We start from the raw sequence: 24,101 nt of genomic DNA, 5'->3' as shown, positions 1-24,101 counted from the left end.
CTGTACCGGCGGCTCGTTGCCGATGGGAGCAGAGCCGGTCGGTCCCCGGCTCGGGACCGCGGCGCCCCCGCACCGCACCCGCGTCAGGGCCGAGGGACCCCTCCCGCGCCCACGGCCTCGTGAGTGGCGGTGGCGGTGACAGTGGCAGTGGCAGTGGCAGTGGCCTGCGCCAGCAATCGGAGAGCCGTACGGGCCTCCGAGTCGGCGGGAGCGGTCGCCACGAGCAGGGTCTGGTCGTCGGTGATCCGCAACGCCTGCTGGCTGACCGTCAGCGCGCCGACCAGCGGATGCCTCATCCGGTGTTCGGCGACGGTGCACTGCCGCACCCGGTGGTCGGCCCACATCGTCGCGAACTCGGCGCTCCGCATGCTGAGTTCACCGATGAGGGCGGCGAGCAGCGCGTCCCCGGGGTGGCGGCCCGCCGCGTGGCGCAGGCTGCCCACGACGGCCCGCGCCTTGTCCTCCCAGCTGACGTACAGGTCCCGGGTGTGGGCGTCGAGGAAGATCAGCGAGGCCATGTTGGGGCGGTCCGCGGGCCGGTCGGGTGCGAGCGGGTCCAGGTGGCCGGCGAACAGGGCGTGACCCAGCGGGTTCCAGGCCAGGATGTCGGTGCGCCGGCCGCCGACGACGGCCGGTACGTCGGGCATGGAGTCCAGCAGCGTACGGGTCGCCGGGTCGACGCGCTCCGGCGGCGGGCGGCGGGCCGGTCGGCGCCGGACGGCGGCCCCCGCGAGGTCGTGCAGGTGCCGGCGCTCCACCTCGTCCAGCGTCAGGGCGTGGGCGATGGCGTCCAGCACCTCGGGGGAGGCGTGGTGCGCGTGGCCCTGTTCCAGCCGGGCGTAGTACGAGGCGCTGACGCCGGCGAGCAGGGCCAGTTCCTCACGGCGCAGGCCCTGGACCCGGCGCCGTTCGCCGTAGGTGTCGAGGCCGATGTCCTCGGGCCGCAGCCGGGAGCGGCGGGCCTGCAGGAACGCGCCGAGGGAGCTCTGTCCATCCATGCGCCCCAGTATCCGGGAGGTCTCCGGCCGGTAACCGCTCCCTGCCGGGGATAGGCAGGGAAGGGTGTGGCTGCCCGCCCCGGATCCGCCGAGTGTGGGGGCCATGGACACCATCGAGTTGGGCAATGTCACCGTGAGCCGGGTCCGCGAGTACTACGGACCCCTCGGGCTCGCCCCCCGCGCCTTCGTCCCCGAGAGCAGTGAGAGCGTCTGGGCGGAGGAATCCGCCTGGCTGCGGCCGGAGTTCGTCAATGGAGAGCCGCCGGTCGCCAACGCGGCGCTGCAGACCTGGGTGCTGCGCAGCGAGGGCCGCACCATCCTGGTCGACACCGGCGGCGGCAACCACAAGGCGCGCCCCGGCATGCCCTGGGACCGGCTGGAGACCGACTTCCTGGGCAACCTCGCCCGGGCCGGGGTGCGCCCCGAGGACGTCGACCTCGTCGTCAACACCCATCTGCACGCGGACCACGTGGGCTGGAACACCCGTCTGGACGGGGAGGACTGGGTGCCCACCTTCCCGAACGCCACCTACCTGATCCACCGCGACGACTTCGATTTCTGGAACCCGGCGAACGGTCACGCCTCCGTCCTCGGCGACGGCAACGCCCAGGCCTTCGCGGACAGCGTCGCCCCCGTCCACGAGGCGGGCCGGACCCTGTTGTGGGAGGGCGCCGACCACCGTATCGACGCGAACCTGACGCTGAACCTGGCCGCCGGCCACACCCCGGGGTCCTCCGTGCTCACGCTCGCGTCGGGCACCGACCGGGCGGTGTTCGTCGGGGACCTGCTGCACAGTCCGGTGCAGATCCTGGAGCCGGACGCGAACAGCTGCTTCTGCGAGGACGCCGTGCAGGCGCGGGCCGCCCGGCGCAGGGTGCTCGGCTGGGCCGCCGACCACAACGGGCTGGTGGTTCCGGCGCACTTCGGCGGCCACGGCGCCGCCGAAGTGGTGCGGGAGGACGGCGGCTTCGCCCTCAAGGGCTGGGCTCCGTTCACCTCGTACACGCCGGGCGACGAAGTCTGACCGGCGGGCCTCCCGAACCCGCTCACGCGTGCGAGACTCCCCCGGGGCCGCCGAGTTCTCCCGGCCCGTCCGGTGTGCGGAGGGGATGAGAAGTCATGACCGACCACGACCTGTCCGGGTACGAGCGGGGCTCGTTCACGCACGAGGGCACCTCACGCGGGATCCTGCGGCGCGGCACCGGTCCCGCCGTGATCGTGATGGCCGAGGTACCGGGCATCACGCCGAAGGTGCTGGAGTTCGCGGACCGGGTCGCGGCGATCGGTTGCACGGCCGTGCTCCCGGTGCTGTTCGGCGAGCCCGGCCTCGACCCGCGCCCCGAGGCGCACGGCCGGCTGGGCACCGCGCGGTACGCGGCCTCGACGATGCTCAAGGTGTGCGTGAGCCGCGAGTTCACCGTGCTGGCCACGGGCCGCAGTTCCCGCGTCGTGGCCTGGCTGCGCGCCCTGGCCGCCCACGAGCACGAGCGGTGCGGAGGCCCGGGCGTCGGTGCCGTCGGGATGTGCCTGACCGGGGGCTTCGCGCTGGCGATGGCGACCGACCCCCGGCTGGTCGCCCCGGTGCTGTCCCAGCCGTCGCTGCCGCTGGCCGTCTCGGCGGGCCGTTCGCGGACGATCGACATCAGCCCCGCGGAGCTCGCCGTCGTACGGGGGCGCTGCGAGCGGGAGGGGTTGCAGGTCATGGGGCTGCGGTTCAAGGGCGACCGGTTCGTGCCCGGGGAGCGGTTCGCCTTCCTGCGGCGCGAGCTCGGCGAGGCCTTCGTCGCCGTCGAGCTGGAGGACGGCGCCGCCAACCCCGAGGGCCTGCTGCCCCCGCACTCCGTGCTGACCGAGCACCTGATCGACGCCCCCGGCGAGCCGACCCGGGCGGCGCTGGACCAGGTGCTCGGCCTGTTCCGCACGCGGCTGCTGGACAGCCCGTCCTGATCCTGCGTCAGGAGTCCAGCCAGATCGGGTTGGTGAAGGCAGCGGGCGGGCCGGGCAGCGGTGGCATCTGCGCGGGACGGCGGGCCTCCGCGCGGACGTACGCGGCCCTGGCGGGCGTCGTGCGCCACTCCAGGGAGGTCGCCCCCGGCGCCGTGAACGCCAGGCCCTGGTCCGTGACCAGCCGCAGGTCGCAGCCCTCCGCCCCGGTCAGGACGTGGCCGGTGCGGGTGGTGACCTCCTCTCCCGTGAGGACGAGCAGGCCCTGGTCGCAGGCGCCCGCCCAGGCGGTGTGGGAGCTGTGGGTGTTGTGTTCGGAGGTGTTGATGAAGTCCAGGCCCGCGGCGCGGGCGAGGCCGGCTATCTCGGTGGGGGTGCGGCGGCCGTCGGAGTGCACGGAGTGGACGTGGCAGTCACCGCGGTACCAGGCGCGTCCGCGGCCCGGGACCCGCTCGGGCGGGTAGGTGACGGGGGCGGGGGACGCCGGTTCGCCGAAGGTGAGGACGGCGGTGATCTCGTACGGCAGGCCCTGCGGGGCCACGGTGTAGGGGCCGAGTGCGACGTGCCGGCGGCCGGGCTCCAGCGGACCGGGCAGGTAGCCCGGGGTGGCGTCGTCGGCGCGGACGAAGAACTCGCTGCGGGTGCCGCCGGACCAGCCGCGGAAGCCGCGGCGGCCGAGTGCGGTGCCGCGCTGGTCGAACAGGCCGATGTCGAGGGCGTTGCCCGGGGTGCCGGGCGGGGTGGGCGGCTTGTCGTAGCGGTAGGAGACGCGTAACTCCCGTACGCCCAGCGGAACGTCCAGCGGGACGTACACGAAGTCCGGTGCCCCCGGCGGGATCGTGCCGCGCAGGGTCGTCGTGGTGGTGGTCGGCTCCGCGGCTGCGGCGGCGGCCGTTACGGAGGAGGTGGCGACGGTGGCCGCCGCGGTTGCCTGTGCCAGCAGTGCTCGTCTACTGAGGGCCATGGCGCCGAGCATCGCCGGGGAGGTAAATCCGGCGTGAACACGTCACACGTGCCCCCGTCCAGTCCCGTCAGGTCCGGTCCCGTCAGGCCCGGTCCCGTCAGGTCCAGGTGACGGCGGGCGGGCGGACGCTCGCGCACACGGGCATTCCGCACCGGTCCGTCAGGGCGAGCCGTGCTTCGGCGGTGCCCCGCTCGACGGACCGCGCGGGGAGGTCGTCGAGCATCAGCTTGGCCCGCCGGAACATCGTGAACGCCCCGCCGGGCGGCTGCTCGCCCCAGGTCAGGTAGAGGAACCGGGCCCCGCGCCGCCCCTGGACGTGGGGTCCGCGGAAATCCCGGGTGCCGTCGGGGGCGGCGACCGCCTCGACGGTGAACTCCCAGACCGCCTCCGCGGCGTCCGCGGGCACGGCCCCTTCGGGCTCCCGCCCGCGCTGCACGGCGACGTGCACGTCCCGGTACCCGCCGCATTCACGGCCCGGCAGCTCGCGGCCCACGATCCGCAGCGCGAGGACTACTCCCAGTCGTCCCACGGCGGGTCCATTTCCTCCAGGTCGAAGGGCGGCGGCTCCTCGTCGTACGGCGCGGCGGAACGGGATGCCGGAGCCGGCACGGGCACCTGCGGGACGGACTCGGCAGGGGGCGGGGTCGCCGGGGCCGGAACCGTGGCGTGGGCCTCGGCCAGGGCCCCGAGCACGCCTTCGGCGTACTTGGCGAGCTTGGCCTCGCCGACCCCGCCGATCGTGCCCAGCTCCTCGGCCGTGCCGGGCAGCCGCGTCGCGATCTCCCGCAGCGTCGCGTCGTGGAAGACGACGTACGCCGGTACGCCCTGTTCGCGCGCCGTCGCGGCCCGCCAGGCCCGCAAGGCCTCGAAGACCGGGACCGCGGCCGCCGGCAGGTCGGCCGGCACCCGGCCGCCCTTGCCCTTGCGCGATCCGGAGTCCTTGCGGGCGGGGCTCGCCGCCGCGGTCTCCTTGCGCATCGTGACCTTGCGGCGCCCGCCCAGCACCTCGCCGCTGTCGTCCGTCAGCACGAGCGTCCCGAAGTCGCCTTCCACCGTCAGCAGCCGCAGCGCGAGCAGCTGGCGTACGACGCCTCGCCACTCCGCGGTGCTCAGGTCCGCCCCGACTCCGAACACCGACAGCCCGTCGTGGTCGAACTGGATGACCTTGGCGGTCTTCTTGCCCTGCAGGATGTCGATGATCTGGCCCGCGCCGAACTTCTGGCGCCGTTCCTTCGCGAGGCGCCACACCGTGGACAGCAGCTTCTGCGCGGCGACCGTCGCGTCCCAGGACTCGGGCGGCGTCAGGCACGTGTCGCAGTTCCCGCACGCCTCGCCCGGCTGACCGAAGTAGGCCAGCAGCCCCACCCTGCGGCAGTCGACCGTCTCGCACAGCGCGAGCATGGCGTCGAGGTGCGCGGCCATCGAGCGCCGGTGCGCCTCGTCGCCCTCGGAGCCGTCGATGAGCTTGCGCTGCTGGACCACGTCCTGCAGGCCGTACGCCAGCCACGCCGTGGCCGGCTCGCCGTCGCGGCCCGCGCGGCCGGTCTCCTGGTAGTAGCCCTCGACCGACTTCGGCAGGTCGAGGTGGGCGACGAAGCGCACGTCCGGCTTGTCGATGCCCATGCCGAAGGCGATCGTGGCCACCACCACGACCCCGTCCTCCCGCAGGAAGCGGGCCTGGTTCGCGGCGCGCGTGCGGGAATCCATGCCCGCGTGGTAGGCCACGGCGTCGATGCCCTGCTCGACGAGGAAGGCCGCGGTCTTCTCCACGGAGGCCCGCGAGAGGCAGTAGACGACGCCCGCGTCCCCGTCGTGCTCGGCCCGGATCAGCTCCAGCAGCTGCTTCTGCGGGTTGCTCTTCGACACGATGCGGTACTGGATGTTCGGCCGGTCGAAACTGGCCACGAAGTGCCGGGCGTCCTCCAGACCGAGCCGCGACGCGATCTCGGCGTGGGTGGCGCTCGTGGCCGTCGCGGTCAGCGCGATCCGCGGCACCTTCGGCCAGCGCTCGTGCAGCATGGACAGCGCGAGGTAGTCCGGCCGGAAGTCGTGACCCCACTGGGCGACGCAGTGCGCCTCGTCGATCGCGAAGAGCGCCACCTTGCCCCGGTCGAGCAGCCGCTGGGTGCCCTCGGTGCGCAGCCGCTCGGGCGCCAGGTACAGCAGGTCCAGCTCGTCGGCGAGGAAGGCCTGCTCGACGGCCTGCCGCTCGTACGTGTCCTGCGTGGAATTGAGGAATCCGGCCCGCACGCCGAGGGCGGTGAGCGCGTCCACCTGGTCCTGCATCAGCGCGATGAGCGGCGAGATCACGATGCCCGTGCCGTCTCTGACGAGCGCCGGGATCTGGTAGCAGAGCGACTTGCCGCCGCCGGTCGGCATGAGCACGAGGGCGTCGCCGCCGCCGGCCACCTGCTCGATGATCTGCTGCTGCTCACCGCGGAAGGAGTCGTAACCGAAGACGCGGTGGAGCACGCGCAGAGCATCGGAGATCTCGGGGGACGCGTCCGGAAGGGCCATTCGAGAAGCCTAGCGGCACCTGCCGACACCCCCGTCCCTCCCGGCCGAACCTGTGGACAAGCCGGAGACCTCCCCACGGCTCCTGTCAAGTGACGAATTGCCGGGGCTACGCCCTCGCCCCGCCCCCGGGCACGGTGGAGATCGACCGTCCTGCTCAGCAGGAGCCGATCGGGATCTACCAGGGAATCGGAGGCACCATGTACCCCCGTGCCGGAGTCTTCGTGACCCGCCGCCCCCGGTTCGTCCTCTTCGCCGCACTCGCGTTCCTGCTGCTGTCCGTCGCGCTCGGCGCGGGATCGACCGGCCGGCTGAAGACGCAGGGGTACGACGATCCGCGATCCGAGTCCAGCCGCGCCGCCCAGGTGGCGGCCGAGCGGCTCGGAGCCTCCCCCAACCTGGTGGTCGTGGCGCGGGTGCGCGGCGGTTACGTCGACGACCCGGCGGCCCGGAGCGCGGGCGAGGGCCTGACCGGGCGCCTCGCCGCCCGGCCGCACGTGAGCGCCGTGACCTCGTACTGGACCGGCGGCGCGGCGGAGCTGCGCAGCCGGGACGGCCACGCGGCCATGCTCCTCGCGCACGTGGACGGCGAGGGCGAGGAGCTCGCGGAGCGGGTCGAGCGCCTGCGCGACGAGCTGACCGCCCCGGCCGCCTCCACGTCCGGCTCCCTTTCCGTCCACGCGGGCGGACCGGCTCTGGTCGACGCCGAGCTCCAGGACATCGCGGAGTCCGACCTGAAGCGGGCCGAGGCCGTCGTCCTGCCGGGCACCCTGCTCCTGCTGGTCCTGGTGTTCGGCAGTGTGGTGGCCGCGGCCCTGCCCCTGCTGATCGGGGTGCTGGCCATCGCCGGGACCCTGCTGATCCTGAGCGTCCTCGGCGCCGTCACCGACGTGTCCGTGTTCGCGCTGAACCTCACCACGGCGCTCGGCCTGGGGCTGGGCATCGACTACGGGCTGCTGATCGTCTCCCGGTTCCGTGAGGAACTCGCCGCCGGATACCGGCCGCGCAACGCCGCCGTGCGGACCGTGCGCACCGCCGGCCACACGATCCTGTTCAGTGCCGCCACGGTCTCGGCCGCGCTCGCGACGCTGCTCGTGTTCCCGCCGTACTTCCTGCGCTCCTTCGCCTACGCGGGCATCGCCGTGGTGGCCATCGCGGCCGTGAGCGCCGTGACCGTCCTGCCGGCCCTGCTCACACTGCTCGGGAACCGGGTGAACGCCTGGCCCGTGCCGTGGCGCCGCCGCGTGCACGCGGGCTCGCGGTCGCGGTTCTGGGAAGGGCTGGCGCGGATCGTCGTACGCCGCCCGCTGGTCGCGGCGCTGCCGGTGATCGGTCTGCTGGTGCTCCTCTCCGGGCCGTTCGCGCACGCCACTTTCGCCACCCCCGACGACCGGGCGCTGCCGCTGAGCACGGCCGGCCGGCAGACCGGGGACCTGGTGCGCGAGGAGTTCGACATGAAGGGCGCCGGTGCGCTGAACGTCGTCATGGCGGGTACCGCGTCCGCGCCGGAGCGGGCCGAGTACGCCCGTCGGCTGTCCTCCCTCCCGCAGGTCGGGCAGGTCACGGAGGTCGTGGGCCCCGTCGGCGAGGGCCCGGTCCGGCTCTCCGTGGTGCCGCTGGTCGACCCCCGGTCGGACGCCGCGCAGCAGCTCGTGCGCGACGTCCGCGGGGCCGTCGCCCCGGCGGGCACAGAGGTCCTCGTCGGCGGACCGAGCGCGGTGCTGGTCGACGCGAAGGCCACCGTCGCGGACCGGCTGCCGCTCGCCCTCTCCGTGATCACCCTCACCACCTTCGTGCTGCTGCTCGGCTTCACGCGCAGCCTGCTCCTGCCGCTGAAGGCCATCGCACTGAACGCGCTGAGCCTCACCGCCGTCCTCGGCGCCATGGTGTGGATCTTCCAGTCGGGCCATCTGCACCAGCTGCTCGGTTTCACGCCCGGCCCGCTCAGCACGACCATGCCGGTGCTGCTGTTCTGCATCGTCTTCGGGCTGTCCGTGGACTACGAGGTGTTCGTCCTCGCGCGGATCAAGGAGGCGCACGAGGCGGGGCAGGACGACGCCGCCGCGATCGTCACGGGCATCTCCCGCACGGGCGGCATCGTCACGACCGCCGGCGCCCTCCTGGCCTTCACCCTGCTGAGCTTCGGCACCTCCCGGGTCTCCCTCCTGCAGTTCTTCGGGATCGGCGCGGGCCTTGGCGTCCTCCTCGACGCCACGCTCGTACGGGGCGTCCTCGTACCGGCGCTCATGCGCCTGGCGGGCGGCCTGAACTGGTGGGCGCCGCGGGTACTGAAGCGCAGGGCGCCGCGCCCGGCGCCCCGCCCTCCCCCGGACACCTCCGGGAGGTGCCCGCCCGTGCGCCGCCGGGCCCCGGTCCGCACCGCCCTCTGCACCCGCGCCCCCGCGCGCCGCTGACGGCCGGCACACCCCCGTACGCATCCCGCACCGCACCACAACACCGAAGGAAGAACCGTCATGACCGACATCGCCATCACCGGACTCGGCTGCCGCTTCCCCGGAGCCCTCGACGTCCACGGCTACTGGAAGCTCCTGCTGAGCGGGGAGCGGCAGTTCTCCGCCGTCCCGCCGGAACGCTGGAACCACGAGACCTTCCACGAACCCGCCAACCGGTCGGCCCCCAACGCGGCCTACACCGACCAGGTCGCCTTCCTGGACGACGTGGACCGCTTCGACGCCCTGCACTACGGGATCCCGCCCGCCCGCGCCCGGGCCATGGACCCGCAGCACCGCCTGATGCTCGACGTCACGCGCGAGGCCCTCGACGACGCGGGGCTGGGACGCGGCGACTTCGACCGGGAGAACACCGGGGTCTTCTTCGGACTGTCGGTGTCCGACTACAAGGACCTGATGGCGGCCCCCATCCGGGCCATCACCCTGGCCGAGGACTCGCTCGACGCGGACGACCGGGACGGCCTCGACGCCGTCAAGGCGCAGGCAGGGCAGCTCGGCACCATCCAGAGCTTCACGCTGCCCGGGAGCCTCCTCAACATGGCGTCCGGGACCGTCAGCCGGCACTTCGACCTCGGCGGCCCCAGCTTCGCCGTCGACGCCGCGTGCTCCGGATCGCTGGTCGCCCTCGACCAGGCGATCGCCCACCTGCGGCTGGGCACCTGCCGGATCGCCGCCGTCGGCGGGGTGTACCTCAACCTCACCCCCGACAGCCTGGTCGGCTTCTCCCGGCTCCGCGCGCTGTCCGCCAGCGGGGTGTGCCGGCCGTTCGACGAGGCGGCCGACGGCTTCGTCCTCGGCGAGGGCGCGGGGGTCGTCGTCATACGGCCGCTCGCCGACGCGCTCGCCGACGGAGACCGCGTCTACGCGGTGATCAAGGGCGTCGGTTCGGCCAACGACGGCGCCTCCCCCGGGCCTCTGATCCCCACCGCCGAAGGCCAGCTCCGCGCCATGCGCCGCGCCTACGACGACGCCGGGGTCGCCCCCTCCTCCGTCGGCTTCCTCGAAGCCCACGGCACCGGGACCGCCGCGGGCGACCGCGCCGAGTCGGAGGCGCTGCGCCGGCTGCGCACCGAGTACCCCGACGACGACCCCGCGCTGTGCTACCTCGCCGCCGGCAAGGCCCTGATCGGGCACTCCCTGGCCGCGGCGGGCATCGCGGGGCTGATCAAGACGGCCCTGGTCGTCCACCACCGCACGATCGTGCCCCAGCCTCACACCACCCCCCATCCGGACCTCGGCATCTCCGCCGCGGGCCTGCGCATCGCCGAGACCGCACGGCCCTGGCCGCGCGAGCGGGCCCCGCGGCGGGCCGCCGTCAGCTCCTTCGGTTTCGGCGGTACCAACGTCCACGTGGTGCTGGAGGAGGCGCCGACCGCGCCGGCCGCCGCCCGCCCCGCCGTACGCACCGAGGGCCCCGCGCCCCACCTCGTACTGCTGTCGGCCGGCAACCCCGAGCTGCTGGACCGGCACATCGGCGAGGTGCTCGACGTGCTCGACGCCCTCGACACGGCGGACCGTCCGCCGATCACCGCGCTAGCCCACACGCTGGGCGCGCGCCGGCCGCTGACGGCCCGGCTCGCGATCGTGGCCACCGACACGGACGGGTTCACCGAACGGCTGCGCCACGCCCGCCGGCAGCTCGTCGAAGGCGCCCGGGGCGACCTCGGCGACGGCGCCTTCGCCGCCGACGCCCCGCTGCCGGCCGATCAGCGCCGGATCGCCTTCCTCTTCCCCGGTCAGGGCAGTCAGCGGCCGGGCATGATGGAGGACCTGCACGAGCGGTTCCCCGGCTTCCGGGCGACGGTCGGGGTCCTGAGCGCCGTGGCGCGCCGCGACACCGGCTTCGACATCGCCGATCTGCTGTACGGGGAGGCCGCGGCCACCGCGTACACCCGTGGCCGCACCGAGGAGCTCGGACAGCGGCTCACCTCGACCGAGGTGTGCCAGCCGCTGCTCGGTACCGTCCAGATCGCCGCGACCCGGCTCCTCGCCGACTGCGGGATCGCCCCCGACCTCACCCTCGGCCACAGCGTCGGGGAGTTCGCCGCGGCCGCGGCCGCCGGAGCGCTCTCCGACGAGGGCGCCGTCCGGCTGCTCGTCCACCGCGGCGCGGCCCTGCGGCAGGCCGAGAGCGGCCAGCGGGGCGGAATGCTCGCCGTGCAGAGCGACAGGGAGACCTGCCGCCGGCTCATCGACGGCATCGACGACGTGTGGCTCGCCTGCTTCAACCAGCCGCGGCAGGTCGTGGTCAGCGGCACGCCGCACGGACTCGCCGCGATGCGGCAGGCCTGCGCCGAGGCCGGGATCGTGACGGCGATGCTGGAGGTGTCCAATGCCTTCCACTCGCCGCGGCTGGCCTCCGCCGAGGAGAGCATGCGCGCGGACCTCGCCGCCCGTCCCGTCAGCGGCCCCGTGCTGCCGTTCATCTCCTCCGTGAACGCGGAGGTCTGCTCCGACCCCGGGCGACTGCGCGAGCTGTGGGCGCGGCACGCGTCCTCGCCGGTCCACTTCGGCGACGCCGTCCGCACCGCGTACGAGCAGGGCGCGCGCGTCTTCGTCCAGGTGGCCGGCGGCAGCTCGCTGCTCACCTCGGTCTGCCGCAACCTCTCCGGCCACGGCGACCTCCACGTCGTCCCCGTCGTGGGGGCGGAGCCGGACGGCGGGCGCTCCTTCGTCCTGGCCCTCGCCCGGCTCGCGGTCCTGGGCGTCCCGGTCGACCCGCGCGCCCTGGTTCCCGCGGAGGACCGCCGTCTGCTGGACCTGCCGGTGGCGAAGCTCGACACCCAGTCGTACTGGGTGACGGGCGGGCGCGGCGCACGGCAGGCGGCCCCCGCCGCCCCGGTCCGGCCCCGACCGGAGCCGGCGCCCCGACCGGAGCCTGCGCCGGCGCAGCCCGCGCCGGCCGAGGAGGTCTTCGTACCGGCCGCCGTACCGGTCGACGCACCGGCTGCCGCACCGGCCGACGCGGAGCCGTCGCTGATCGGGGGCATCGACGAGGTCACAGGAACCGTGCTCGGGCACGTGGCCCGGATCAGCGCGTTCCCGGTGAGCCACCTGAACGGCGACCAGCTGCTGATCGACGACCTCGGTTTCGACTCGCTGATGCTGACCGACCTGTTCACCTCCCTCAAGCGGGAGTGGCCGCGGTGGAGGTTCGACGAAAGGGTGGCCGACCGGCCGACGGTCGGGAGGATCTCCGCGCTGATCGCGACCGGCACCGCCGAGGCCGAAGCCGAGCCCGAGGGCGGGGCTGGGGTCGAGCCCAAGGCCGAGGCCAGGTTCGAGGCCGAGGCCAAGGTCAAGGCCAAGGCCAAGGCCGAACCTGAGGCCGAAGCCACGCCCGCCGCCGTACCCGGTCAGCGCGCCGAGCACGAACACGGGCAGCACGAGCAGGGGCACCAGGCGCCCTCCGGCCCGCCCGTCCCGCTGCCCGAGGAGCACACGCGGATCGAGTGCTTCCCGGAGGTCACCGAGCACGGCCGCCGCGTGGAGACGCTCGGGGCGCTCGGGCTCCCCAATCCGTACTTCCTCGTCCACGAGGGCGGCATGACCGACACCACCGTGGTGGACGGCCGGGAGCTCCTCTCCTTCTCCAGCTACAACTACCTGGGCATGGCCACGCACCCCCGTGTGAGCGAGGCCGCCAAGGAGGCGATCGAGCGCTACGGCACGTCGGTGTCCGCCAGCCGGCTGCTGTCCGGCAGCCGTCCGCTCCACGTGGAGCTCGACACCGAACTCGCCGACCTGCTCGGATGCGAGGCCGCGATCACCCTGGCCAACGGGCACGCCACCAACGTCACCGTGATCGGGCACCTCGTCGGACCGGGCGACCTCGTCGTCCACGACTCCCTCGCCCACGACAGCATCCTGCAGGGGTGCACGCTCTCCGGCGCGACCCGGCGGCCGTTCCCCCACAACGACGCGGCCGCCCTCGACGCCCTCCTCGCGCGGGTCCGCCACCAGTACCGGCGGGTGCTCGTCGTCATCGAGGGCGTGTACAGCATGGACGGCGACATCGCCGACCTGCCCGCGCTCATCGAGGTCAAGCGGCGGCACGGTGCCCTGCTGATGATCGACGAAGCGCACAGCATCGGCACGATCGGTGCGACGGGGCGCGGTATCGGCGAGTACTTCGGCGTCGACCGCTCGGCCGTGGAACTGTGGTCGGGGACGCTGTCCAAGGCCCTGGCGAGCTGCGGCGGCTACGTCGCCGGGAACCGGGCGGTCGTCGAGTACCTGCGGTACACCGTTCCGGGATTCGTCTTCAGCGCGGGCATGACCCCGGCCGACACCGCCGCCTCCCTGACCGCCCTGCGGGTGCTGCGTGCGGAGCCGGAGCGCGTGGCACGTCTGGCCGAGAACGCCGCGCTGCTCGTCCGCCTCGCGCGCGATGCGGGCGTGGACACCGGGGACAGCCACGACACGGCGATCGTGCCGTGCATTGTCGGGGACTCGCTGAGGACGCTGCGGCTGGCCGAGGCCTTGTTCCAGCAGGGAATCAGCGTCAATCCGATCCTCTACCCGGCGGTACCCGAGGAGATGGCCCGGCTGCGCTTCTTCGTCACCCATGAGCACACGCCCGACCAGATCCGCCGCACGGTGACCGCGCTGGCGCAGGAGCTCCGGAACCTGGAACCGGCCCCGGCTCCCGCTCCCGCTCCGGCTCCGGCCGCCGCCTGAGCCCCGCCGTCATGGACACCACCTTCCGGCGGATCGCGCCGGGCGACGTCCACCGATGGGGCGGAGCGGCCCTCATCGTGGCCCGGCGCACCGACCTCCTCGCAGCGCCACCCCTTTCGGTGGCCGAGCGCCGCGTGGTCGGCGCGCTCCCGGCCTGGCGGCAGGCCGAGTGGCTGGCCGGCCGACTGCTCGCCAAGCGCTTGGTCGGCCAGGTCGTCTCCGCGCCGGCGCCCCAGGTGGAGGTCCTCCCGCGTGCCGACGGCAGCCCGTGCGTGCTCGTCGGCGGCAGCCCGGTGCCCGGGCTGCACCTCTCCATCAGCCACACAACCCGCCACGTCGCCGCGGCCCTCGCCCCGGAACCGGTCGGCGTGGACCTGTGCGAGACCGGCTCCGCCGCCACCGTGCGCCGCGTCGCGGACCACGCCTTCTCGCCCTCGGAGCTCTCCCTCATCGGTACGCGGCGGCCCGAGGCGCTGGCCGGCGCCTGGGCGCTCAAGGAAGCCGCGGTCAAGGCCGACCGCAGCAGCGTCTTCGGCGCAGCGCCGCGCGGCATCGAGATCCTCGCCCTCGGGCCGCCCCTGCTCGCCGGACGGCGCCGCGCGATGGTGTGGCGAGCGGGGGACGCGCTGCTCGCCCTCGTCCTCGCGCGCCCCTGACGGCACTGCGTTGGTGCTCCTTGCCCGGCCGGATCATGCTTGTCAGTGGAGCCCCTGGCCATGCGGGTTGCCGTCGTAACGCGGCAAGGAACTAGCGAGGGCGAGATGAGCGGCGATGGAGCAACTTCCCACCTCCCCCGGTGAGCGGCCGGAGGAGACGAACGCCTCCCACGAGTCGGCACGCACGGCCACGACCACCACGTCCTGGGGCCAAGCCCTCAAGGACTGGGCCTTCGACCAGTCCCCCTGCTTCCTGGCGATCTTCGACGCCGACCTGCGGCTGCTGCGGGCGAACTCCGGCATGGAGCGCACGCTGTCGCTCACGGAGGCCGAGATGCGCGGGCTGCGGCTGCCGGAGATCGCGCCGGATCCCGTGAGCGAGGAGACCGAGCGCAGGATGCGCCTGGCCCTGGAGACCGGTGAGCCGCAACACCTGGACTCCTTCGTCCGCCCGGCGGGTACGAGCTCGGCGGAGCACGGGCGCGGCTGGGCGACCTCGCTGACCCCGTTGCGCGATCCGGACGGCCGGGTGCGCGCGGTGGGCCTGGCCGCGCACGACAGGGCCGCGATCGAGGGCGAGCGGCAGCAGCTGCTCATGCCGGACGTGGCCGGCGCGCTCATCGGCACCACCCTGGACAGCGCCCGTACGGCGCAGGAGCTGGTCGACGTGGCCGTCCCCCGGCTGGCCGACCTCGCGGTCGTCGACCTGCTGGAGCCTCCCCCGCGCGCCGACGGGGCGTCCTCCCGTGCCGTTCCCGGGCCCGTCACCGTGTCCCGCACCGCGGTGCGGTCGATCCTCGGCGGCAGCCCGGAGGCCCGGATCTCGGTGGGAGCGACGAGCGCCTATCCGCCGCTCTCCCCCGCCGTCGAGTGCCTGGCCTCGGGCCGCGGCGCCGTGTACGCGGCCACCGACCCGGCCGTGGCCCGTTGGGTGTCCCAGGATCCCGCGGCCGCCTGGATCGGCGAGTACGGGGCCCGCGCCCTGATGCTGGTGCCGCTGCGCGCCGACGGTGTCACGCTCGGCCTGGCGGTCTTCAGCCGTCACGAGCGCCAGGAGCCGTTCCGGCCGGAGGACCTGCTGCTGGCCGAGGAGCTGACGGCCAAGGCGGCCGTCAGCATCCACAAGGCCCGCCGGTACACCCGTGAGCACACCAGCACCATGACCCTGCAGCGCAGCCTGCTCCCGCACACGCTGCCGGACCATGCGGCGGTGGACATCGCCTCCCGCTACCTGCCGGCCGGCTCCGAGGCCGGGGTGGGCGGCGACTGGTTCGACGTGATCCCGCTGTCCGGTGCCCGGGTGGCCCTGGTCGTGGGCGATGTCGTGGGTCACGGCATCCGTGCATCCGCCACCATGGGCCGGCTGCGCACGGCGGTGCGCACCCTGGCCGACGTCGATCTGCCGCCCGACGAGCTGCTCACCCACCTCGACGACCTGATCATCCACCTGTCCGCCGACGAGGCCGATCAGGAGGACAACGGGGAGGCCGCCGGGGGCATCGGCACCACCTGCCTGTACGTGGTCTACGACCCGGTCACCCGGTGCTGCACCGTCGCCCGGGCCGGTCACCCGCCGCCCGCCGTGGTCACCCCGGAGGGCTCGGCGTACCTCCTCGACGTCCCGGCCGGGCCGCCGCTGGGTCTGGGCGGCCTGCCCTTCGAGACCGTCGAGGTCGAGCTGCCCGAGGGCAGCGTCCTCGCCCTCTACACCGACGGCCTGCTGCAGACCCGCGACCACGACATCGACGAGGCACTGGACACGATGCTCGCGGCCCTGGTCCGCCCCGCCTCCACGCTGGACACGGTCTGCGACCGGGTACTGACCGCGCTGCTGACCCACCGGCCCGAGGACGACGTCGCCCTGCTCGTGGCCCGGACCCGGGCCCTCCATGCCGACCAGGTCGTCGTCTGGGACCTGGCCTCCGACCCCTCGGTCGTCTCCGAGGCCCGCCGGCAGACCACCGAGCAGCTGACCGCCTGGGGGCTGGAGGAGGCCTCCTTCGTCACCGAGCTGCTGGTGAGCGAGCTGGTCACCAACGCCATCCGCTACGGCGCGCCGCCCGTCCAGCTGCGGCTGATCCACGAGAAGAGCACGCTGATCTGCGAGGTCTCCGACGCGAGCAGCACCGCGCCGCACATGCGGCGGGCCCGGATCTTCGACGAGGGAGGGCGGGGCCTGCTGCTCGTCGCCCAGCTCGCGAAGCGGTGGGGCACCCGGCACACGGTGATCGGCAAGACCATCTGGGCCGAGCAGTCCCTCGTCGACTTCGGATCCCTGTGACACCGCTGTGACAGTCGGCGGACACCGCCATGAACTCCGACGAACAAGCTCTTTATCAGGGACATACGACGACATTCGGGATATGTCCCCTGCTTCCGAAGGCGTGAGCAGTGAGACCGAGCCGATTCGTCGGAGGTAATCCCATGAGCCTCACACTCACCATGCCGCAGGTCGAAGCTCCCGCCCCCACGCTCGCCCCGCGCGAGCAGGAGGCACTGCGCTACATCGCCGCCGGATGCACCTACCTGCAGACGGCCCGCCTCATGGGACTCTCCAAGCACACCGTCGACGCCTACCTGCGCCGCATCCGGGCCAAGCTGGGCATCAACACCACGGCGGAGATGACCCGACTGGCCATCTCCCTGGGGCTCTAGCACCCGATCACGGAGGCCGCGGGCGTCTACCGCAGGCCGGGCGGGCCGCCGAAGACCGGCCGGGCCCAGGCCGGAGGCTCCGGCGGCGGCACGGCCCTCCCCGGGACGGTGCGCTTGACGACACCGGCCCCGGCGCCCGCCCCGGCCGCGACCCGCAGGGCCGCCACGAACTCCAGGCAGGATCCGTACCGGTCCTCGGGGATCTTCGCCAGGGCCTTCCCCAGCACTTCGTCCACCGCGGGCGCGATGTCCGGCCGCCTCTCGATCACGGGAGGCGGCTGGTCGTATTGGTGCGCCCAGAGCAGGGCCACGTCCTCGTCGCGCTCGAAGGGGGGCCCGCCCGCGAGGGACTCGTAGACCACGCAGGCCAGGCTGTAGAGATCGCACCGGCCGTCCACGGGACGGCCGGTGATCTGTTCCGGCGCCATGTAGTCGAGCGTGCCGACGAACTCGCCCGCCGTGGTGAACCCGGTGAGCGAGAGCGCCTTCTTCGTGAGCCCGAAGTCCGTGAGGTAGCAGTGCTCGGGGTGGTCGCTGTCGGTGCCCGCGGCGACCAGGATGTTGGCGGGCTTGACGTCCCGGTGGACCAGATCGTGCTCGTGGGCCGCGTCGAGTGCGGAGGCCACCTGGGAGGCGATGCGCAGGGCGGTCGCGACGGGGAGCGGCCCCTCCCGGTCCAGCAGACCGCGCAGGTCGAGGCCGGAGACGTAGCGCATGGCGATGTACAGGACGCCGTCGGTCTCGCCGGCCTCGAAGATGGGCACGATGTGCGGGTGGTCGATCTTCGCAGCCACCCGTGACTCGTGGGTGAAACGGCGCCGGAAGGTCTCGTCGAGGGCGCGCTCCGGGGCGATCAGCTTGAGGGCGACCATCCGGTCCAGGCGCAGGTCCTTCGCGCAGTACACGACGGCCATGCCGCCGCGGCCGATCAGGCGCTCGACCCGGTAACCCGCGATCTGCCGGCCGATCAGGCCGGAGGGCCGGCCCGTGTACGAGCTCAGGTTCGCTGCCGTGCCCATCCGGTGCCGCCCCCTTCACGGGGCCGACCCGACGACGGACGCGCCAGGCCGCCCTTCCATACCGTGAATTCTATCCAGTGGTTCATCCGAGTGTCCTCGTGACAGTGCTCCAGGGGGTCCCGGTGTGGAGGAGAACGGGACCCCCTGGAGCAGTTCCTCGCCGGTCGCCGACCGGCCGTACGGGCGCCGGCGGGGGGTCAGCCCTCGCCTCCGTCGCCGCCGCGGCCGCCCTGGCCGCTGGTCTGGCAGCCGACGCCGACGCAGATGCCGCCGCTGCCGCCCCAGCCCCCGTTGCCGCCGTTGCCGCCGGTGGCCGGCGCGGCTCCGCCGTTGCCGCCGGTGCCCCCGTTGACGCTGCCGTTGCACACCCCGACGCAGACCCCGCCCTTGCCCCCGTTGGTGCCATTGCCGCCGGGGCCGCCGTTGGTGCCGTTGCCGCCGTTGCCGCTGCCGTTGCACAGCCCGGCGCAGACTCCGCCGTTGGTGCCGTTGGTGCCGTTGACCGATCCGTTGCAGCTGCCCGCACAGACCTTGTCGCCGACGCGGACGCTGCCGTTGCCCACCTTGACTCCGCCGAGCGCCGCGCCGCTGCCGAACCGGCTCCCGCCCGTCCGGCCGTCACCGCCGCCGGGTGAGGGCCCCTGGTACTCGACCGCGGCCGTGGGAACCGGTGCTGCCGTGGCGGCCGGCACCATCGCACCGGCGCCGATCAGAGTCGCCGAGACGACGAGACCAAGACGGAACTTCCAGGTGCGCACGCTCATGACGTTCTCCCTTTCCGAGGAATTGAATGTCCGTGGCGCGGTTTGCCCGCTCGCTTTCCGCGCCGGTTTCCGATGTCGATGTGCAAGGGCGATTTCCGATGACCGAATGGGGTCGAATCACAGGCAGAAGGGGAGTCCGCCCGCCATCAGGGAGCACCAGTCGCCGGCGAGGTAGTCCTTCTTCCAGTCGTCGAGCTGCTCGTGCGAGATCTTGTACTTCTTGGAGATCTTGTCCTTCGTGGCGTCCGTGTCGTCGGTCATCAGGGCCATCACGATGCGCACCTTGTCGATCGCGTTCAGCTCGGACTTCGACTTGTCGGGCAGGTCCTCGAAGCGGAAGCAACCCACCTGACCGGGCTTGCCGGGCTCACCCGGCTGACCGGGCTGTCCACCCTTGCCGCCCTCTCCGCCCTTGCCGCCTTCGCCGCCTTCGCCGCCCGCGCCGGCCATGACGCAGTGGGAGGGCGAGGAGCTGACGACCGCGGGGGCCTGCGACTGCGAGGCTTGCGCGGCGCACGCCGTGCCGGTGACGAGAGCCAGTGAGGCCGCCGCCAGGACGAGCGGACGCTGCCAGGAACTCGTGAACATGGGGTTCTCCTTCTGCTTCCGCATCACTGCGGGTGGTGCTCTGGGGTGGGGGGTGAGGGGGTGGAGGCCCGGAGGCCTCCACCCCGTCCGATCAGGTGCGACTCAGGTGCGAGGGTCAGAAGATGCTGCCGCCACCGGCGCCACCGTTCCCGCCGAGGCCGCCGAGGATGCCGCCGAAGCCGCCCTTGCCGCCCTTGCCGCCGTTGCCGCCGTCGAAGACGCCGAAGCCGCCCTTGCCGCCGTTGCCGCCGGCGCCGCCCTTGAGGACCCCGTCGCCGCCACCGCCGCCGTTGCCGGCGTTGCCGCCCTTGAGGATGCCGGAGCCACCGTCGCCGCCGTTGCCGCCCTTGCCGCCGATCACGCCTTCGCCGCCGCCACCGCCGCCACCGCCGGCGCCACCGACGAGGACACCGTTGCCGCCCTTGCCGCCGTTGCCTCCGGCGCCGCCGGTACCGAGGACGCTGCCGCCACCGCCACCACCGGAGCCACCACCGCCGCCGATGAGGCCGCCGCCGCCCTCCCCGCCGTCCCCTCCGGCGCCTCCTGCGGCCGGGAAGGCCGCGGCCACGTGGGCCGGCATCGGAGCCGCCGTCGCCATGGACGCCGGAAGGAGGACTCCTCCCGAGATCATCGCGGCCGAGGCGACCAGCGTCGCCATGCGGAATCCCTTGCGGTGGGGACGGACAACATTGTTGGTGCGAATCTTGCGGTTCATGACTTTCTCCTACCGATTCAGATGCGGTGACTCGTATGCTTTCCGGTTCTGTTTCCGGTGAGGCCCGCACCACAAGTAAGCCGCGATCGGCACACCCCGGTCATGTTCCGGAAAGTCGGGACTTGACACACCCCGGGGTACCCACTAAAAGGCCGACCGGGCTGAGTAGTCGTACTCAGGCGCACGCCCTCGACCGTCTCGATACTGACTGCGAGACGTTCAAGGGGGAGCAGTGGAACTTCGCAGGTCGAAGCTTGAGATGTGGGTGCCCGGGGGCTACGTGGCCGCCGTGCTCGGGATGCAGCTGTGGGTGGAGGTGGTCAGCCGGACCGGGGACGCGGGCTTCGCCGGTATGTGGCCGATGCTGGCGACCGCACCCCTCAGCCTCCTGGCGCTGATGGCCGTCCCCGGTCCTGGGGATCCCGTCGCGGCGCCGCACGGGCTCGCGCACACGGGCCCGCCGGTGCCGGTCGAGCCCCTCCCCGCGGAGGCCGCCCCACTTCCGGCCGCGGTGAGCGCGGACTCGTCCCTGGCCGAAGGCTTCGAGGCGCTGGCGGGGATCGGCTTCTACGGCGCGCTGCTGTTCGGCGCTCTGGCGAACGCCACGTGCCTCTGGGCGCTGACACGCGTCGTGGTACGCCGCCGGCAGGCCCGGTAAACCGGGCCTGTGCGGTCGGCCGGTACGGTGCCCGCATGGATCTTTCCGCAGCACGTTCGAACGACGAGAACTCGACGCCGGCGGGGGCGGTCAAGGCCGCCGCGAGGCAGCAGCTGGTGAAGGTGGGGGCCGCGGGGCTGTCCCCGGACGGGGTCGCGCGCGCCGGCGGCCTTGCCGTCGCCGAGGTGGAAGCCCTCTTCCCGCACCGGGACGACCTGCTGACCGCCCTGGTGATCGATGCGTACGACGCGTCCGGCTCGGCGATGGAGCAGGCCGATCGGGCCGCGGTGGACCTCCGCGCCTCGGCGGGTGTGCGGCTGCTCGCGGTCATGCGTGCGTTGCGACAGTGGTCCTTCGACAACCCCGGCGAGTTCGCCCTGATATACGGCTCGCCCGTGCCGGACTACCACGCCCCGCAGGACACGGTCGCGGCCGCCTCGCGCACCCCCGCGGTGCTCGCCGGCATCGTGCGGTCGGCGCTGGTGGCCGGTGAACTCACCCCGCCCCGGCGGGCGGTGCCCGGCCCGCCGCTGCTCCTGCCCGCGGCCGTGGAGCTGTTCGGCGGGGCGCCCGAGGCCCCGTACTCGGACGTCATCGAGCGCGGCATCGTGCTGTGGAGCAGCCTGATCGGGCTGCTGGTCTTCCAGGTGTTCAGCCGTACCCACGACAGCGTCGGGGACGAGGCCGCGTTCTTCGACTACGCCGTGGCCGTGGCGGCCGAGAGCGTCGGCCTCGTGGTGTCCCCGGGCGAGAGTTCCGGCCCGACCGCCTGAGCCGTCTCCCGGGCGCCCGCGGCGCGTGCGCGACTCGCACCTCTTCACGTATCAACTCGCCTGTTTGCCAGGCGAGTTCACATCCCGCTGACCTATGTTCTAGGGCGCCCGTCCGTTCGCCCCAGGAGGTCAGCTTGCAGTTCAGTCGACGCCAGGCCCGTCCCCCTCTGATACGCCGGTCCCACCTCTTGGTGGGCGCAGGCCTCGGGTCGCTCCTGATCGGGCTGACGCCCTGGCTCGGGGTCGCGAGCCAGGCGCCGGCCGCCCGCACTCCGCCGCCAGGACCGGCGGGCACGCCCTTCGACCAGCAGTCGGCGAAGCAGTCGCCGCACCACGGCATCGCTCCGGCGAATGCCATGGAACCCTCCGCTCCGGTCCTCGACCGGACCGGCTGGACGGTCGCGGCGAGCGACGAGGAGACCGTCGGCGAGAACGGCCGCGCGGCGAACGTGCTCGACGGCGACGCCACGACCATCTGGCACAGCAAGTGGACCGGCACCCCCGCCCCGCTCCCGCACACCATCACCGTCGACATGCACCGCACGGCGGTGGTCTCCGCACTCGTCTACCGCCCCCGCTCCGACGGACCCAACGGGCGCCTCGGCGAGTACGCCATCAGCGTCAGTACGGACGGGCAGAACTGGGCGAGCCCGGTCGCCACCGGCACCCTCGCGGACGACGCCACCACCAAGACGCTCGGGTTCGCGCCCCAGGGGGCCCGGTTCGTCCGGCTGACCGCGCTCACCGAGGCCGGCGGCCGCGGGCCCTGGACCTCCGCCGCCGAGCTCGACCTGCTGGGCGACCCCGGCACTCCCGCCGCCACCGTGGACCTGTCCAGGACCGGCTGGACGGCCACGGCGAGCGACGCGGAGACCGTCGGCGAGAACGGCCGCGCGGCGAACGTGCTAGACGGCGACGCCACGACCATCTGGCACAGCAAGTGGACCGGCACCCCCGCCCCGCTGCCGCACACCATCACCGTCGACATGCACCGCACCCAGACCGTCTCGGCCCTCACCTACCAGCCGCGCCGCGACGGGCCCAACGGCCGGGCGGGCGCGTACTCCATATCCACCAGCACCGACGGCAGTTCGTTCCGCGCACCGGTGGCCGCGGGTACCTGGCGGGACGACGACACCGTCAAGACCGCCACCTTCACCCGTGCCGAGAGCGCCCGCTTCATACGTCTGACGGTGACCACCGAGGCCGGCGGCCGCGGTCCGTGGACCTCCGCCGCCGAGATCCGCCTGAGCGGACCGGCCAACGCCGCCGCCCACGGCTCCTGGGACCGGATCACCGGCTTCCCGCTGGTGCCCGTCGCCACCGCCGTCCTGCCGGGTGACAAGCTGCTGGCCTGGTCGGCGTACGCGACCGACCGCTTCGGCGGCAGCAACGGCTACACCCAGACCGCGATCCTGGACCTGAAGACCGGAAAGGTCACCCAGCGCCGGATCGACAACACCGGCCACGACATGTTCTGTCCGGGCATAGCCATGCTCGCCGACGGCCGTGTGCTCGTGACCGGTGGCAGCAACGCGGAACAGGCGAGCATCTACGACCCGGCCACCGACGCCTGGTCCGCCACCACCGACATGAACATCGCGCGCGGCTACCAGGCCATGACGCTGATCTCCACCGGTGAGGCCTTCGTCCTCGGCGGATCCTGGAGCGGAACCGCGGGAACCGACAAGGGCGGCGAGCTCTGGTCGCCGGTCACCGGCACCTGGCGCAGCCTCCCGGGCGTCCCCGCCTCCCCGGCGCTGACCGCCGACCCGGCCGGCCCCTACCGCGCCGACAACCACATGTGGCTGTACGCCACTTCGGGCGGCAAGGTGCTGCAGCTGGGGCCGAGCAAGCAGATGAACTGGATCACGACGACCGGCAACGGCAGCATCACCGCCGCCGGCCCCCGGGCCGACAGCCCGGACGCCATGACCGGCAACGCCGTCTCCTACGACGTCGGCAAACTGCTCACGCTGGGCGGCTCGCCCGCCTACGAGAACGTTCCGGCGACCACGCGCGCCTACACGGTGAACGTCTCGGGCAGCCAGGTCACGTCCGCGCGCACGGGCGACATGCTCCACGCCCGCGGCTTCAGCAACAGCGTCGTCCTGCCTGACGGCAAGGTGGCCGTCTTCGGCGGGCAGAACTTCCCGGTGCCGTTCAGCGACGCGACCTCCGTCCTGGCCCCCGAGCTGTGGGACCCGGCGACCGGCGCCTTCACCCCGCTCGCCACCATGGCCATACCGCGCAACTACCACAGCGTGGCGAACCTGTTGCCGGACGGGCGGATCTTCTCGGGTGGCGGTGGCCTGTGCGGTGATTGCGCGACGAACCACGCCGACGGAGCCGTGTTCACCCCGCCGTACCTGCTCAACGCGGACGGTTCGCCCAAGCCGCGTCCCGTCATCACGGGCGGCGTACCCCACCGGATCCCGCCGGGTACCTCGCTCGCGGTGACCACCCAGGGCCCGGTGTCGTCGTTCGTCCTGATGCGGGCCGCTGCCGCGACCCACTCCACGGACAACGACCAACGAAGGATCCCGCTGCAGTCAACGGCCACGGGAACGCACGCGTACGCGGTGTCCGTCCCCGCCGACACGGGCGTGGTGCTGCCGGGCACCTACATGCTCTTCGCCCTGGACGCCCAGGGGGTGCCGAGCATCGCCACGTTCGTGACGATCGCCCCGTGAGCCACGGGC

The 24,101-nt window shown here is 73.3% G+C and carries 17 protein-coding genes and 1 pseudogene; 10 read left to right on the top strand and 8 right to left on the bottom strand.

All coding sequences use genetic code 11. The features are described from left to right. Positions 1-83: 83 nt before the first annotated feature. Positions 84-998, bottom strand: a complete 915-nt coding sequence (locus OG625_RS33325) for a helix-turn-helix domain-containing protein (protein WP_329388399.1) — start codon at positions 996-998, stop codon at positions 84-86. A gap of 103 nt (positions 999-1,101) precedes the next feature. Between OG625_RS33325 and OG625_RS33320 the strand changes: the two genes are divergently transcribed. Both OG625_RS33320 and OG625_RS33315 read left to right on the top strand, forming a co-directional pair. After that, positions 1,102-2,022: an MBL fold metallo-hydrolase gene (locus OG625_RS33320; protein ID WP_329388397.1), complete on the top strand. Its 921-nt coding sequence runs from the start codon at positions 1,102-1,104 to the stop codon at positions 2,020-2,022. A 95-nt stretch (positions 2,023-2,117) separates the two neighbouring features. Continuing rightward, positions 2,118-2,945 carry a dienelactone hydrolase family protein gene (locus OG625_RS33315; protein WP_329388395.1) on the top strand — a complete coding sequence of 276 codons (828 nt, stop codon included), beginning with the start codon at positions 2,118-2,120 and terminating at the stop codon, positions 2,943-2,945. 208 nt (positions 2,946-3,153) lie between these two features. Here OG625_RS33315 and OG625_RS33310 read toward each other — a convergent pair. The 3 genes and pseudogenes from OG625_RS33310 to recQ form a co-directional block, all read right to left on the bottom strand. Continuing rightward, positions 3,154-3,906: pseudogene (locus OG625_RS33310) on the bottom strand (CehA/McbA family metallohydrolase); the annotation flags it as partial. A 97-nt stretch (positions 3,907-4,003) separates the two neighbouring features. Continuing rightward, a complete protein-coding gene (locus OG625_RS33305; protein ID WP_329388391.1) occupies positions 4,004-4,435 on the bottom strand; it encodes a DUF5990 family protein in 432 nt (143 codons plus the stop codon). Continuing rightward, a complete protein-coding gene (recQ, locus tag OG625_RS33300) occupies positions 4,417-6,423 on the bottom strand; it encodes a DNA helicase RecQ (RefSeq protein ID WP_329388389.1) in 2,007 nt (668 codons plus the stop codon). The genes OG625_RS33305 and recQ overlap by 19 nt, the downstream gene beginning before the upstream one ends. Before the next feature lie 89 nt (positions 6,424-6,512). Between recQ and OG625_RS33295 the strand changes: the two genes are divergently transcribed. The 5 genes from OG625_RS33295 (at position 6,513) to OG625_RS33275 (ending at position 16,882) form a co-directional block, all read left to right on the top strand. Beyond that, complete coding sequence (locus OG625_RS33295) at positions 6,513-8,834, top strand: MMPL family transporter (RefSeq protein WP_329388387.1); 2,322 nt, start codon at positions 6,513-6,515, stop codon at positions 8,832-8,834. A 60-nt stretch (positions 8,835-8,894) separates the two neighbouring features. Beyond that, entirely contained in the window at positions 8,895-13,571 is a 4,677-nt protein-coding gene (locus tag OG625_RS33290; protein WP_329388385.1) for a type I polyketide synthase, read from the top strand. A gap of 11 nt (positions 13,572-13,582) precedes the next feature. Beyond that, positions 13,583-14,227 (top strand): 4'-phosphopantetheinyl transferase family protein, encoded by a 645-nt coding sequence (locus OG625_RS33285; RefSeq protein WP_329388383.1) that lies wholly within the window; start codon positions 13,583-13,585, stop codon positions 14,225-14,227. Positions 14,228-14,342: 115 nt separating this feature from the next. Then, a complete protein-coding gene (locus tag OG625_RS33280; protein ID WP_329388380.1) occupies positions 14,343-16,508 on the top strand; it encodes a SpoIIE family protein phosphatase in 2,166 nt (721 codons plus the stop codon). 143 nt (positions 16,509-16,651) lie between these two features. Further along, a complete protein-coding gene (locus OG625_RS33275; RefSeq protein ID WP_329388378.1) occupies positions 16,652-16,882 on the top strand; it encodes a response regulator transcription factor in 231 nt (76 codons plus the stop codon). Between the two features lie 26 nt (positions 16,883-16,908). On the opposite strand, the gene OG625_RS33270 is transcribed toward OG625_RS33275, so the two are convergent. From OG625_RS33270 to OG625_RS33255, 4 genes are all read right to left on the bottom strand, one after another. Next, the gene (locus tag OG625_RS33270; protein ID WP_329388376.1) at positions 16,909-17,901 is read right to left on the bottom strand and encodes a serine/threonine-protein kinase; all 993 of its coding nucleotides are present in this window, start codon (positions 17,899-17,901) and stop codon (positions 16,909-16,911) included. A 197-nt stretch (positions 17,902-18,098) separates the two neighbouring features. Further along, entirely contained in the window at positions 18,099-18,665 is a 567-nt protein-coding gene (locus OG625_RS33265; protein WP_329388375.1) for a hypothetical protein, read from the bottom strand. A gap of 117 nt (positions 18,666-18,782) precedes the next feature. Beyond that, positions 18,783-19,253: a hypothetical protein gene (locus OG625_RS33260; RefSeq protein ID WP_329388373.1), complete on the bottom strand. Its 471-nt coding sequence runs from the start codon at positions 19,251-19,253 to the stop codon at positions 18,783-18,785. Between the two features lie 115 nt (positions 19,254-19,368). Beyond that, a complete protein-coding gene (locus tag OG625_RS33255) occupies positions 19,369-19,968 on the bottom strand; it encodes a hypothetical protein (protein WP_329388371.1) in 600 nt (199 codons plus the stop codon). 232 nt (positions 19,969-20,200) lie between these two features. On the opposite strand from OG625_RS33255, the gene OG625_RS33250 reads away from it, so the two are divergent. The 3 genes from OG625_RS33250 to OG625_RS33240 all read left to right on the top strand — a co-directional run bounded on the left by OG625_RS33250 (position 20,201) and on the right by OG625_RS33240 (position 24,092). Then, positions 20,201-20,626 carry an SCO4225 family membrane protein gene (locus OG625_RS33250; protein ID WP_329388369.1) on the top strand — a complete coding sequence of 142 codons (426 nt, stop codon included), beginning with the start codon at positions 20,201-20,203 and terminating at the stop codon, positions 20,624-20,626. Positions 20,627-20,661: 35 nt separating this feature from the next. After that, a complete protein-coding gene (locus OG625_RS33245) occupies positions 20,662-21,399 on the top strand; it encodes a TetR/AcrR family transcriptional regulator (RefSeq protein WP_329388367.1) in 738 nt (245 codons plus the stop codon). Between the two features lie 191 nt (positions 21,400-21,590). Continuing rightward, positions 21,591-24,092, top strand: a complete 2,502-nt coding sequence (locus OG625_RS33240; protein ID WP_329388365.1) for a discoidin domain-containing protein — start codon at positions 21,591-21,593, stop codon at positions 24,090-24,092. Positions 24,093-24,101 lie beyond the last annotated feature (9 nt).

Source organism: Streptomyces sp. NBC_01351, assembly GCF_036237315.1.
In the GTDB taxonomy this organism is placed as follows: Bacteria; Actinomycetota; Actinomycetes; order Streptomycetales; family Streptomycetaceae; genus Streptomyces.
This window is presented reverse-complemented; position numbering and strand designations above follow the sequence as displayed.